Annotated in this window: 13 protein-coding genes; 12 read left to right on the plus strand and 1 reads right to left on the minus strand. The window is 67.2% G+C overall.

Annotation, left to right across the window (positions count from 1 at the left end; translation table 11 throughout):
* Positions 1-67 precede the first annotated feature (67 nt).
* Both EAX62_RS06005 and EAX62_RS06010 read left to right on the plus strand, forming a co-directional pair.
* On the plus strand, positions 68-1,447 hold the full coding sequence (locus EAX62_RS06005; protein WP_121900674.1) for a UTP--glucose-1-phosphate uridylyltransferase: 1,380 nt from the start codon (positions 68-70) through the stop codon (positions 1,445-1,447).
* Complete coding sequence (locus EAX62_RS06010) at positions 1,437-1,781, plus strand: hypothetical protein (protein WP_121900675.1); 345 nt, start codon at positions 1,437-1,439, stop codon at positions 1,779-1,781. The genes EAX62_RS06005 and EAX62_RS06010 overlap by 11 nt, the downstream gene beginning before the upstream one ends.
* An 18-nt stretch (positions 1,782-1,799) precedes the next feature.
* Here the strand turns inward: EAX62_RS06010 and EAX62_RS06015 are convergent, their stop codons facing one another.
* The gene (locus EAX62_RS06015; protein ID WP_121900676.1) at positions 1,800-2,735 is read right to left on the minus strand and encodes an NAD(P)-dependent oxidoreductase; all 936 of its coding nucleotides are present in this window, start codon (positions 2,733-2,735) and stop codon (positions 1,800-1,802) included.
* Positions 2,736-3,144: 409 nt separating this feature from the next.
* On the opposite strand from EAX62_RS06015, the gene EAX62_RS06020 reads away from it, so the two are divergent.
* The 10 genes from EAX62_RS06020 to EAX62_RS06065 all read left to right on the plus strand — a co-directional run bounded on the left by EAX62_RS06020 (position 3,145) and on the right by EAX62_RS06065 (position 12,484).
* Entirely contained in the window at positions 3,145-4,200 is a 1,056-nt protein-coding gene (locus EAX62_RS06020) for a TRAP transporter substrate-binding protein (protein WP_121900677.1), read from the plus strand.
* Between the two features lie 28 nt (positions 4,201-4,228).
* Complete coding sequence (locus tag EAX62_RS06025; protein WP_121900678.1) at positions 4,229-4,732, plus strand: TRAP transporter small permease; 504 nt, start codon at positions 4,229-4,231, stop codon at positions 4,730-4,732.
* Positions 4,733-4,746: 14 nt separating this feature from the next.
* A complete protein-coding gene (locus tag EAX62_RS06030) occupies positions 4,747-6,057 on the plus strand; it encodes a TRAP transporter large permease (protein WP_121900679.1) in 1,311 nt (436 codons plus the stop codon).
* A gap of 42 nt (positions 6,058-6,099) precedes the next feature.
* Complete coding sequence (gene kduI, locus EAX62_RS06035) at positions 6,100-6,939, plus strand: 5-dehydro-4-deoxy-D-glucuronate isomerase (RefSeq protein ID WP_121900680.1); 840 nt, start codon at positions 6,100-6,102, stop codon at positions 6,937-6,939.
* A 39-nt stretch (positions 6,940-6,978) separates the two neighbouring features.
* A complete protein-coding gene (locus tag EAX62_RS06040) occupies positions 6,979-7,800 on the plus strand; it encodes an IclR family transcriptional regulator (RefSeq protein WP_233557822.1) in 822 nt (273 codons plus the stop codon).
* A gap of 39 nt (positions 7,801-7,839) precedes the next feature.
* The gene (locus tag EAX62_RS06045; protein ID WP_121900681.1) at positions 7,840-8,853 is read left to right on the plus strand and encodes a C-terminal binding protein; all 1,014 of its coding nucleotides are present in this window, start codon (positions 7,840-7,842) and stop codon (positions 8,851-8,853) included.
* Position 8,854: 1 nt separating this feature from the next.
* Complete coding sequence (locus tag EAX62_RS06050) at positions 8,855-9,889, plus strand: zinc-dependent alcohol dehydrogenase (protein WP_121900682.1); 1,035 nt, start codon at positions 8,855-8,857, stop codon at positions 9,887-9,889.
* The gene (locus tag EAX62_RS06055; RefSeq protein ID WP_121900683.1) at positions 9,886-10,641 is read left to right on the plus strand and encodes an SDR family oxidoreductase; all 756 of its coding nucleotides are present in this window, start codon (positions 9,886-9,888) and stop codon (positions 10,639-10,641) included. The genes EAX62_RS06050 and EAX62_RS06055 overlap by 4 nt, the downstream gene beginning before the upstream one ends.
* Positions 10,642-10,715: 74 nt before the next feature.
* Complete coding sequence (eda, locus tag EAX62_RS06060; RefSeq protein WP_121900684.1) at positions 10,716-11,342, plus strand: bifunctional 4-hydroxy-2-oxoglutarate aldolase/2-dehydro-3-deoxy-phosphogluconate aldolase; 627 nt, start codon at positions 10,716-10,718, stop codon at positions 11,340-11,342.
* A gap of 29 nt (positions 11,343-11,371) precedes the next feature.
* Positions 11,372-12,484 carry a sugar kinase gene (locus EAX62_RS06065; protein WP_121900685.1) on the plus strand — a complete coding sequence of 371 codons (1,113 nt, stop codon included), beginning with the start codon at positions 11,372-11,374 and terminating at the stop codon, positions 12,482-12,484.
* The last annotated feature ends 2 nt before the right edge of the window (positions 12,485-12,486 follow it).

Raw genomic sequence — 12,486 nt, forward strand, 5'->3', positions numbered from 1 at the left:
GCGGCCCCGGTTCACTAGGATCGGGGGCACCGGTGAAGAAGCAAGGCGAGGACGAATGGAGACGGGTATGTCCGAGGCAGGTCTGGAAGCAGCACGCGAGAAGATGAGGGCTGCCGGCGTGGCCGCGCCCGCCATCGAGGTGTTCTCCCACTACTACACACTGCTGGAGTCCGGTGAGACCGGCGTGATCCGCGAGGACTCGATCTCACCGATGGTCGACGTCCCCCTGCTCTCGGACGTCCATGTCAGCGACGACGCTGCCCGCGACGCCCTCGGCAAGACGGTGGTCATCAAGCTCAACGGTGGCCTCGGGACGTCCATGGGCCTCGACAAGGCCAAGACGTTGCTGGAGGTGCGCGACGGGCTCAACTTCCTGGACCTGATCGTCCGCCAGGTGCGGGCTGCGCGCACGACGTGGGATGCCCGCGTGCCGCTGTTGTTCATGAACTCCTTCCGCACAGAGGCCGACACGCTCGGACACCTTGCCCAGTACGAGGACCTGGCCGTCGACGGCGTGCCCCTGTCATTCATGCAGAACCAGGAACCCAAGCTCCGCGCCGACGACCTCACCCCCGTGACGTGGGACGCCGACCCCACGCTGGAGTGGTGCCCGCCCGGACACGGCGACCTCTACACGGCCCTTGAGGGTTCGGGTGTGCTGGACCAGCTCATCGACGCCGGGTTCCGCTACGCGTGCGTCTCCAACGGCGACAACCTGGGTGCCGCACCCAACGCCACCATCGCGGGCTGGTTTGCGGCCTCGGGGGCGCCGTATGCGGCCGAGGTGTGCCGTCGCACCATCAACGACAAGAAGGGCGGCCACCTGGCGGTCCGCAAGGCCGACGGCCAGCTCATCCTGCGCGACACCGCCCAGACGGCGCCGGAGGAGATGGACTACTTCACCGACGAGCACCGGCACCCGTTCTTCCACACCAACAACCTGTGGTTCGACCTGGTGAAGCTGCGCGACACCCTGGTGGAGCGGGAATCCGTGCTGGGGTTGCCGATGATTCGCAACGAGAAAACAGTGGATCCCGCTGACAGCGCCTCCACCCCCGTCATCCAGATCGAGAGCGCCATGGGTGCCGCCATCGAAGTGTTCGAGGGTGCCACGGCCATCTGCGTGGAGCGTGAGCGGTTCCAGCCCGTCAAGACCACCAACGAGTTGCTGCTGCTGCGCTCCGACGTGTACGACCTCGGTGACGACGGCAGGCTCGTGGCCACGGGCGACTCCTCCCCCGAGATCGACCTCGACCCCCGGTACTACAAGAAGGTGGACGGGTTCTCATCACGCATCCCGCAGGCCCCGTCGCTGCGGAACGCCACCCGGCTGAAGGTCAGGGGCGACTGGAGTTTCGGCGTGGACGTCCGCGTCAGGGGCGCCGTTGAACTGGACGACACGGGGGAGCCCGGTCGCATCGAGGACGGCACGACGCTTGGCCAGTGAACCGGTCGAGCTCGGCCGGGCACTGACGGGGGAGGAGCTGCCGCTGGCGGCCACTGACGTCGCCGCCCTGGCCGCCGAGCTGGCGACGGTGGGCTGGGACGCGTCACGGCTCACGGACCTGCGCCACCAGCGTCAGGTCATGCGGCAACCGTGGCCGTTCCCCGTGCCCATCGAGGCACGTCGCGATCTGGGTTTCGCCCGCTTCGACGCCCGGCTGGCCGACCTGCGGGCGCTGCTGGGACTCAGTGGGCAGCTGGCCGCCACCCGGTCAGTGCGCCCCTGGACGGAGGCGGAGCGGCGCCTTGCTGCTGACCGCCCGCCCCACTGGGGCTGAGCGTTTCTCCCCGGCCGCTCAGCCGGTGGAGCCCAGGCTCTCGATCCAGGCCTGGACCACGGAGGTGTCCTGGTCGCCGAATCCCTGCGCCGTGAGATCGGTGAAACAGGTCTGCAGGACGTCGAGCTGGGGCGTGACCGTCCTGGACAGGGCCGCCTCCTGCCTCGCAAAGCCCAGATCCTTGACCATGAACCGGGCCGCCCCCGACGGGCTGTGGTCGTGCTGCGCGAAGCGCGCCTTCTTCACCTCGAGGATCTGGCTCCCGGCGTAGCCCTGTCCCAGCAGGTCGAACATGGCGGCCACGTCGAGGCCCGCCCTCTCAGCAACCACGGCGGCCTCCCCGAGCGCCATGACGGTGGCGGCGACGATCATCTGGTTGCAGGCCTTGGCCACCTGGCCCGCTCCGAGTGGTCCCAGGTGCGCGACCGTCCCCGTGGCCTCCAGCACCGGCCGTGCGAGTGCTGCGTCCGCCTCGGGACCCCCGAGCATGACGGCGAGCGTGCCCGCCTCCGCGCCCTCCTGTCCTCCCGAGACCGGGGCGTCGACGAGGTGCACGCGGTCGTCCGTGGCGAAGCGGACGCGCGCGTCCAGCCTGCGGAGGTGCTCGGGGGAGACGGTCGAGGAGATGATCACCAGCATCGGCGCCGTGGCGCCTGCCAGTAGTCCGTCGGGGCCATCCAGCACCGCTTCGACGTCGGGGAGGTCAGGGACCATGAGGACCACCACACCGCACGTGGCGGCCAACGATCGCGGGCTCGGCTCCCAGAGGGCCCCCGCCGCGATCAGTTGCTCCGCGGAGGCGTGGCGTCGGGCGCTCACGTGCACCGGGAAACCCGCTCGCAGGATGTGGCCGGCCATGGGTGCCCCCATGACACCCAGCCCTATGACGCCGATGCCTGCCGGTCGCGGATCCCCGGGAGCGGCGGGCACACCCGCGTGCTGTGATGTGGTCATGCACCAACACTAGGCCAGCGGCGTGTGGTGGCTGGTGGGCGCGGTGTGCGCCGCACTGAGGAAAAGGACACGACTCCATGGACAACGCTCGCCTGCTCCTGAGGGGGCAGAAGCTGCTCAACCTGGTGGCTCTCGCGGACCTGTCCTGATGCACAGCCGCGCCGCGCTGTCGCTGGTCACGAGACCGTGACCCAATCGTGACCCGCGGAAGCGACCGATCCCCGTTGACATGTGGGCGACCATTCCGTAGAGTTCCGTCTACCGGAACGCAGTTTCATAACTGCACACGCTGACGTGGATGTCGGCAGCCGGTACCCAGCGAGGTGGGACCTTCGAGCAATGACAGCACGGTCCCCCCTGCCGTACCCATCCAGGCGCTCACACGGATGAGCCAAACGAGGAGTTCCACATGAGGCGAAACAAGGCTGTTTCGATCACCGCCCTGATCGGGATGTCGATGCTCGCGCTGAGTGCGTGCAGCGCCGGCACCACCCCGACCCCCGGTGAGACCACCACCAGCACCGGAGGCGGCGAGACCGCCGCATCGGGTGACACCCTGGTCATGAAGGTGGCGTTCAACCAACCCGAGACCCACCCGCAGTACATCGTCATGGATGAACTCGGTGACAAGCTCAAGGAAGCCACCGACGGGCGCTACGACGTCGAGGTCTACCCCAACGAGACGCTCGGCGCCCAGCGCGAGACCATCGAACTCGTCCAGGCCGGCACCCTCGAGATGGCCTACGTGGCCGGACCGCTGCTCGAGAACTTCAACCCCGACTTCGTGGTCTTCAACCTCCCCTTCGCGTTCGACTCACCCGAGCAGCAGAGCAAGGTGACCAACGATCCCGAGATTGTCGGCGACCTGTACTCCTCCCTGGAGGACCAGGGCATCAAGGTCATCTCGGCCTTCCACGGCGGCGTGCGCTCGGTCTACAACTCGGTCAAGCCCATCAACACCCCCGCTGACCTCAAGGGGATGAAGATCCGCGTCATCGAGTCCGACACCAACATCGAGATGATGTCCCTCATGGGGGGCACCGGCACGCCGATGGGCCAGGGAGAGGTCTACACGGCCATCCAGTCGGGCATCCTCGAGGGTGCGGAGAACAACGAGCTCATCTACTCGAACCTCAAGCATGCCGAAGTGGCGAAGTACTACAGCTACACGCGCCACCTGATGTTCCCTGACTACCTGATCATCAACCCGACCGTGTACAACGCCATGTCCGAAGAGGACCAGGGCGTCTTCAGCGACCTCCTCGCCGAGGCCCGTGTCCACGAGGCCGAGCTGTGGAAGGAACAGGTGGGCGACGCCGTCACCGCAGCCGAGGCTGCCGGGGCCACGTTCAACGAGGTTGACTCCGAGGCATTCGCCGCGGCCATCAAGCCCCTCACCGAGAAGAAGCTGACGACCGACGTCACCAAGAAGATCTACGACCAGGTCCGCGCAGCGGGCAAGTGATCGTCGCGACCCGGAGAGGCTCGAAACCATGACCACGTTCAAGAAAGCGCTCGACGTCGTCCTGACGTGGGCATGTGTGGTGCTGTTCGCAGCACTGGTCCTCGATGTCAGCTGGCAGGTTTTCGCCCGCCAGGTCCTCAACCAGCCGAGCGGCTGGTCCGAGGAGCTGGCCAAGTACCTGTTCATCTGGCTGGGCCTCTTCGGGTCGGCGCTCGTCTTCGGCGAGCGCGGCCACATCGCCGTTGACTTCGCCGTCAAGAAGCTTCCGAGGACGGGGCAGATCATCCTCGCCGTCGTCGTCCAGTTGGCCATCCTGGCGTTCACGGCGCTCGTCCTGCTCTGGGGCGGGTTCCGGGTGGTCACGCTGGCCTGGAACCAGAACCTCACGGGCCTGCCGGTCAACGTCGGGCCCCTGTACCTGGCGCTGCCGATCGCGGGCGTCCTCATTGCCTTCTACACCATCTACCACCTGGTACGGATCCTCACGGGCGCTGAAAACCCGATCGAGGACGCCGAACTCGAAATCCTGTGAAGGAGGACTGACCCATGGATCCAGCACTTTTTGCCGCACTCATCCTCTTGGCGGGCATCGCCATTTTCCTACTGATCGGTGCACCGATCAGCATCGGCGTCGGCTTGTCGTCGATGTTCGCCCTGTTCGTCCTCCTCGGCATGGAGAACGGCGTCCTGACGTCTGCCCAACAGGTGTTCCGGGGCATCAACTCCTTCCCATTGCTGGCCATCCCGTTCTTCGTGCTGGCTGGTGTGATCATGAACAACGGGGGCATTGCGCTGCGGCTCATCAACGCGGCCAAGGTCCTGGTCGGGCGGGCACCGGGCTCCCTGGCCCAGACCAACGTCGCCGCCAACGCCATGTTCGGCGCTGTCAGTGGCTCCGGCGTCGCGGCGGCTGCGGCCATCGGATCCACCATGGGTCCGCTGCAGGCCAAGGAGGGCTACGACCGTGGGTTCTCCGCGGCCACCAACATCGCCTCCGCACCCGCCGGGATGCTCATCCCTCCCAGCAACCTCATGATCGTCTACTCCCTGGTCTCGAGCGCCTCCATCGCAGCGCTGTTCGTGGCCGGCTACATCCCCGGGATCCTCTGGGCGGCAGCCTGCATGCTGATCGTCTATCTCTACGCCCGCAAACGGCCTGAGCTCAAGATCACAGAGAAGGTGGGGTTCTCCCAAGGGCTCCGCACCATCGTCGTGGCGCTGCCGGCGCTGTTCCTCATCGTCGTCGTGATCGGCGGCATCCTGGGCGGCATCTTCACCGCCACCGAGGCCTCCAACATCGCGGTCGTCTACTCCCTGGTCCTCTCGGCCATCTACAGGTCCATCAAGATCAAGGACATCCCGCGGATCCTCATGGACGCCACCCGCACCACAGCCGTGGTCATGTTCCTCGTCGGCGTGTCCTCGATCATGGGTTTCGTGATGTCCTTCGCCAAGATCCCGGCGATGGTCTCCCAGGCGATGTTTGCCATCAGTTCCAACCCGGTGGTGCTGCTGCTGCTCATCGCGCTGGTACTGCTCATCGTCGGACTGTTCATGGACCCCACGCCGGCGGTCCTGATCTTCACCCCGATCCTGCTGCCCATCGTGACGGCCTTCGGAATCCACCCCGTCCACTTCGGGATCATGATGGTCTTCGCGTTGTCGGTGGGAACCATCACGCCGCCCGTGGGCCCCATCCTCTTCGTCGGCGCCAAGGTGTCCGGCCTGAGGATCGAGGAGGTCATCAAACACCTCCTGCCCTTCTTCGGGGCGCTGATCCTGCTGCTGATCATCGTCATTTTCACACCGTCGTTGTCCATGTGGCTGCCCACCCAACTGGGACTCATCAAGTCCTGACCGTCGCATCCCCCACCCACACCATCTCTGGAAGGTCCTCACATGGAACAGCGTTACGCCACGAGCCCCGAACACGTCGCCGGAATGGGGACGGCCGAACTGAGGGCCCGCTTCCTGGTGGCCGACCTCTTCGCCGACGACCAGGCCAACGCGGTCTACACCCACCACGACCGGGTCGTCCTGGTGGGTGTCCAGCCGGTCACCTCACGTGTCACCCTGCCGAGTTTCCCCGAGATTCGCAGCGAGACGTTCTTCGAGCACCGTGAGGGCGGGATCATCAACGTCGGCGGGCCCGGCAGCGTGGTCGTTGACGGCGAGACCTTCGAGATGGGACACGGCTCCTGCCTGTACGTGGGCAGGGGTGCCGAATCGGTGGTCTTTGCCTCCGTGATGGACGGCGAGGACTCAGCACCGGCGCGTTTCTACATCGTGTCGGCCCCCGCCCACACAGCCCACCCCACGACGTTCGTCGAGGCAGGGAAGGGCAACATCCGTGAACTCGGGGACGCGCTGACCTCCAACCGTCGCACGATCAACCAGTACATCCACGAGGGGGGCATCCGCAGCTGCCAGGTGGTCATGGGTGTGACCACGCTGCACCCGGGGAGCATGTGGAACACGATGCCCGCCCACACGCACGATCGGCGCATGGAGGCGTACCTGTACTTCGACCTCCCCGCCGACGCGAGGATCATCCACATCATGGGAGAACCCCAGGAGACCCGCCACCTCGTCGTGGCAGACCACCAGGCGGTGATCTCCCCGAGCTGGTCGGTGCACTCCGGCGTCGGCACGGCGAGCTACAGCTTCGTCTGGGCGATGGCGGGGGAGAACCAGTCCTTCGACGACATGGACGGCTTCGCCATCGCTGACATGCGCTGACGCCTGAGAACACCCGTCCATCGTGATGCGAGGAATGACATGACCAACGAACCCACCACCCGTTCGCCCGCCCCTCCGGGTGACCGCGACATGCAGGGGGCCCCCTTCCGCGTCGCGCCCAGCGCGAACGCCAGCGAGAAGACGTTGCTCGTCCTCGAAGCCGCCCTGAACCATGCCCGCTTCACGGACGTGGTGGAGGCCACGGGGCTTGCCAAGGCCACCACCCACAGGATCCTCGCCACCCTCGTGGAGTCACGATTTGTCGCCGTCGCAGCCGACGGCAGCTACCTCCCGGGCCCGAAGATCCTGTCAATGGCGGGCCGCGCCCTGGCCCGGATCGACATCTCGGCCATCGCGCAGCCCTTCGTGGACGCGCTCGTCCAGAAGGTCCACTGCACGGTCCACGTCGGCGTCGCCAACGGGGAGGAGATCATCTACCTGATCCGCAGCGACTCCGACAAGCCCTACCAGATGCCCTCGCGGGTGGGTCACTCCATCCCGATGCACTCATCGGGCATCGGGAAGGTGGTCCTGAGCGGCTACACCGATGACGAACTCGAACGCTTCGTGGCGCGAGCCGGTCTGCCGCGGCGAACCGACCACACCATCACGAGCATCCAGGGGCTCAGGGACGAGCTCGTCACCGTCCGTCGCAAGGGCTACGCCCTGGACAACGAGGAGAACGTGATGGGTGTGGGTTGTGTCGCCGCCCCCGTGCGGGATCACACCGGAACCATCAAGTACGGCCTGAGCATCTCCACCATCACCGTCGAGCACACGATGGAACAGGTGGAGGCCATGTCCGTCCTGGCCATCGCCACGGCGGACAAGATCTCCGCTGCCCTCGGTCATCTCACCTGACCGACCCACCACCACTGCCGAGGAAAGAGACCCCCAGCCATGAAGATCGTCATCACCGAGTGCGACCATGACTCCTTCGAACTCGAGAACGAGGTCGCCCGCGCCGGCGGCGCCACTCTGGTGCTGACACAATCCCGTTCGGCTGCGGAGCTGGTGGCCAATGCTGCCGGGGCCGAGGGCATCGTCGTCCAGTACGCATCCATCACGGCAGAGATCATGGACGCGTTGCCGAGCCTTCGGGTCATTGGCCGCTACGGCGTCGGGGTTGACTCCGTCGACGTTCAGGCCGCCACGAAGCGGGGCATCGCCGTCTGCAACGTGCCGGACTACGGCACCGAATCGGTGTCAGACCACGCCATCGGGCTGACGCTCGCCGCGGCCCGGGGCGTCGCGCGACTCGACAGGGGACTGCGCAACGGTTCCTTCGACCTCGTCGCTGTACGGCCCCTGCACCAGATCGCGGGCAGGGTGTTCGGGGTAATCGGGATGGGGCTCATCGGGACCGCCACCGCGCGCAAGGCCGCCGGTCTCGGCTACCGGGTCATCGGTCACGACGTCGCCGCCGAGCCGGGCACCACCGGACCCGACGGGGTGCCGATGGTGAGCTTTGAGGAGCTGCTGGGGCAGTCCCACGTCGTCTCGCTGCACACGCCCCTCAACGAGATCACCCGCGGAATGATCGGCGCCGCCGAGTTCGCCACCATGCGCACTGACGCCATCCTCGTCAACACCAGCCGCGGGGCAGTGGTGGACTCGGACGCGCTCGTCGATGCACTGGCCACCGGGGCCATCCAGGGCGCGGCCATCGACGTGCACGCATCGGAGCCACTGCAGCCGGGGCATCCGCTCATGGACTTCGACTCCGTCGTGCTGACACCCCACCTGGCCTGGTACAGCGAGGAGTCCTACGAGGAACTCAAGCGCCGAACCGTCGCCAACGTGGTGGACGTGTGCGCGGGACGGACCCCACGCAACATCATCAATCCGCAGGTCCTCGGTGCCCCCGGTCGCAATGCCGACCGCGCCGCCGTGGCCACCCACAAGGGAGCATGAGATGGACACCATGACGGCAGCACTCTGGACCGGCCCCGACGAGGTGGGGATGATCACGGTGGACAGGCCTGAGGTGCCCGAGGGATGGGCGCTCATCAGGGTTGCCTACAACGGCGTGTGCGGAACCGACCTCTCGATCTTCCACGGCAAGCACCCGCGGGCCAGTGCCCCCCTCATCATGGGTCACGAGATGTCCGGCTGGGTGGAGGTTGCCTGCCCCGGCAGTCCGCCCGTCGGCTCGCTCGTCACTGTGGAGCCGCTCATCACGTGCGGCCAGTGCAAGGCATGCCGCGACGGTCACCAGCACGTGTGCCGCAACCTCGGCCTCTACGGCATCGACGCCCCGGGCGCCATGGCGCAGTACGTCGCACTGCCTCCCCACGTTGTGCACGCGGTCCCGGACGGCGTTGACCCCCTGACGGCGACGCTGGCGGAGCCACTGGCCGTGGCCGTCCATGCCGTGAACCTGTCCGGCATGGAGCCCGGCGACACGGTCGCCGTGTACGGGGCGGGCCCCATCGGTGTGTTGACCGCCATGGTCGCCCGACACGAGGGCGCCGGGACCGTCGTCATCACCGAGCCCAGTCCGTGGCGTCGGCAGGTGGCCGAGGGGCTGGGTTTCAACGTCGTGGCCGACGGGTCGTCGATGGTGGAGACCCTCATGGGGCTCACCGACGGCGAGGGTGCGGACACGACGTTCGACACCGCCGCCCATCCGAGCGTCGCCGCCGAATTGACGAGGGCAACCAGGGTTCTGGGCAGGATCGTGGTCGTCGGCGTCTACAAGCAGCCGGTGGCCATCGACCTGCAGGCCGTGTGCTTCAAGGAGCAGAGCCTCGTGGGGGTGCGCGTCTACACCTCGAAGGACATGGCACGGGCCATCGAGCTCATCGCCAGTGACGCACTGGGCCTCGACAGGTTCCCCACCAAGGTGTTCCCCCTCGCCGACGTGGCCCTGGCCATGGCGGCAGCCACATCGGGGCAGGACTGCCTCAAGGTACTTCTCACCCCGATGGACGACGAGGTGCAGCCATGAGCAACCCCTTCGACCTGACGGGCCGCACGGCCGTGGTCACCGGCGGAGGTCGCGGCCTCGGCCTCGGCATCTCGATGGCGCTCATCGAGGCAGGCGCCGATGTGGTCGTCCTCGGCCGCAGTGGCGTGCCGGACGAACTGATGGAACGGGCCGGCGAGCTGGGCCGCAGCGTGTACTTCCACGCCCTTGACCTCGCCGACAGCGATGCCATCGCCGCCACGTCGGCGCAGGTCCTGGCCGAGCACAGGATCGACATACTCGTCAACAACGCTGGAACCCAGGATCGCTACCCGGCCGTGGACTTCCCACTCGAGGCCTGGGACGCCGTGATCGGCATCAACCTTCGCGCCGTCTTCCAGCTGTGCCAGATCTTTGGACGGCCCATGCTGGAACGCGGCGAGGGCAAGGTCGTGAACTTCGGCTCGCTCCTGTCCTTCCAGGGTGGTGTCACGGTGCCCGCCTACGCGGCCAGCAAGGGCGCGGTCGCCCAACTGACCAAGGCACTCTGCAACGAGTGGTCCGGCCGGGGCGTCAACGTCAACGCCATCGCACCGGGCTACATGGCAACCGAGATGAACAGCGCTCTCCTGGCGGATCCGGTGCGCCTCGAACAACTCTCGGTGCGCATCCCCGCGGGCCGGTGGGGGGAACCCCAGGACATCGGCAACGTCGTGGTCTTCCTCGCATCAGAGGCGGCCGGATACGTCCACGGCCAGGTCCTGGCCGTCGACGGTGGGTGGATGGCCCGCTAGGTCCTCTGCCCCCGCCGACCCGAACTCCCCCCACAACACACCCACTGCCCCTCACACCCACGGATTGGAATCACATGGATACCTTGTCAACCCTGAAGGCTGCACGGCTCGTCCCTGTCGTCGTACTGGATGATGCCAGCGACGCCGACGCGCTGGCCGGCGCACTGGTGGGTGGTGGGCTCCCCATCGCCGAAGTCACATTCCGCACCGCAGCGGCGGAGGAATCGATCCGGATCATGGCGGCCCGCGGCGACATCCTCGTCGGTGCCGGCACAGTCCTGACGGCCGCCCAGGTGGATCAGGCGGTCGCCGCCGGGGCCTCCTACGTCGTCTCGCCGGGCCTGAGCAGGGCAGTTGTCGAACGGTGCCACGAGCACGGGGTGCTGGCGTTGCCGGGCGCGGTGACCGCCACCGAGATCCAGGCGGCGCTGGAAATGGGTCTCACCACCGTCAAGTTCTTCCCGGCTGGTACCTCCGGTGGCGCCGCCGCCATCGCGGCACTGTCGGCCCCCTTCGTCGGGGTGTCGTTCGTGCCCACGGGTGGCGTCGGCCCCAAGAACCTGGGCGACTACCTCAGCATCCCGGCTGTGGCGGCGGTTGGCGGCTCCTGGATGGTGCCACGGGACCGCGTCAGGGCCGGCGACTTTGCCGGGATCCTGACCCTCACGGCTGAGGCCGTGGCCCTCGCAGCGGGCCTCTGACCACACTCACACCTGAGAAAAGGACCACCATGAACACCGAGAACACACTCACCATCCGTCCGGCCGCCGAGTGCCGCTACGACGTCGTATCCCTGGGCGAAGTCATGCTGCGCCTGGACCCCGGCGAGGGCCGCATACGCACGGCGCGCTCGTTCCGGGCGTGGGAGGGCGGGGGCGAGTACAACGTCGCTCGTGGCCTGCGCCGCGCCTTCGGACTGCGCGCCGCAATCGTGACGGCCCTGGCCGACAACGAGATCGGGCGACTGGTGGAGGACTTCATCCTCACCGGGGGCCTGGACACGCAGTTCATCTCCTGGGTGCCCTATGACGGCATTGGCCGCGAGGCACGCAACGGTCTGAACTTCACGGAGCGGGGTTTCGGCGTCCGCGGAGCAGTCGGCGTCTCGGACCGGGGTCACACGGCCGCGTCACAGCTCGCCCCCGGCGACGTCGACTGGGACCACCTCTTCGGCGACCTGGGCGTCCGGTGGCTCCACACGGGCGGGATTTTCGCGGCGTTGAGCGACACGGCGGCCGAAACCGTCATCGAGGCCGTCACGGCCGCCAAGCGGCACGGCACGGTGGTCTCCTACGACCTCAACTACCGACCCAGCCTGTGGAAGTCGATCGGTGGCCTCGCCAAGGCGCAGGAGGTCAACAGGGAGATCGCCAAGAGCATCGACGTCATGATCGGCAACGAGGAGGACTTCACGGCGAGCCTCGGTTTCGAGATCGAGGGTGTCGACGAGAACCTGTCGGCCCTCGAGGTCGACAACTTTGCCGCCATGATCGAGAAGGCAGCAGCGGCCTTCCCGAACTTCGCGGTGATTGGCACCACGATGCGCACCGTGCACAGCGCGAGCACCAACGACTGGGGCGCCATTGCCTGGTCGCGCGACACGGGCGTCGTGCAGGCCACCCATCGGGAGCGACTCGAGATCATGGACCGCGTCGGGGGCGGCGACTCGTTCGCCTCCGGCCTCATCTACGGCCTGCTGGATGGGCAGCCGCTGTCCACAGCCGTGGAGTACGGCGCCGCCCACGGGGCGCTGGCGATGACCACCCCGGGTGACACGACCATGGTGACCAAGGCTGAGGTACTCAAGCTGGCTGCCGGCGGCGGTGCACGCGTGGACCGCTGAGG

This window comes from Tessaracoccus antarcticus (assembly GCF_003688855.1).
GTDB lineage: Bacteria > Actinomycetota > Actinomycetes > Propionibacteriales > Propionibacteriaceae > Arachnia > Arachnia antarctica.

Bases quoted from the DNA above. Each gene is read 5' to 3' on its own strand.
- EAX62_RS06005 (WP_121900674.1), top strand. From the start codon at position 68: ATGTCCGAGGCAGGTCTGGAAGCAGCACGCGAGAAGATGAGGGCTGCC.
- EAX62_RS06015 (WP_121900676.1), bottom strand. From the start codon at position 2,735: ATGACCACATCACAGCACGCGGGTGTGCCCGCCGCTCCCGGGGATCCG.
- EAX62_RS06020 (WP_121900677.1), top strand. From the start codon at position 3,145: ATGAGGCGAAACAAGGCTGTTTCGATCACCGCCCTGATCGGGATGTCG.
- EAX62_RS06025 (WP_121900678.1), top strand. From the start codon at position 4,229: ATGACCACGTTCAAGAAAGCGCTCGACGTCGTCCTGACGTGGGCATGT.
- EAX62_RS06030 (WP_121900679.1), top strand. From the start codon at position 4,747: ATGGATCCAGCACTTTTTGCCGCACTCATCCTCTTGGCGGGCATCGCC.
- kduI (WP_121900680.1), top strand. From the start codon at position 6,100: ATGGAACAGCGTTACGCCACGAGCCCCGAACACGTCGCCGGAATGGGG.
- EAX62_RS06040 (WP_233557822.1), top strand. From the start codon at position 6,979: ATGACCAACGAACCCACCACCCGTTCGCCCGCCCCTCCGGGTGACCGC.
- EAX62_RS06045 (WP_121900681.1), top strand. From the start codon at position 7,840: ATGAAGATCGTCATCACCGAGTGCGACCATGACTCCTTCGAACTCGAG.
- EAX62_RS06050 (WP_121900682.1), top strand. From the start codon at position 8,855: ATGGACACCATGACGGCAGCACTCTGGACCGGCCCCGACGAGGTGGGG.
- EAX62_RS06055 (WP_121900683.1), top strand. From the start codon at position 9,886: ATGAGCAACCCCTTCGACCTGACGGGCCGCACGGCCGTGGTCACCGGC.
- eda (WP_121900684.1), top strand. From the start codon at position 10,716: ATGGATACCTTGTCAACCCTGAAGGCTGCACGGCTCGTCCCTGTCGTC.
- EAX62_RS06065 (WP_121900685.1), top strand. From the start codon at position 11,372: ATGAACACCGAGAACACACTCACCATCCGTCCGGCCGCCGAGTGCCGC.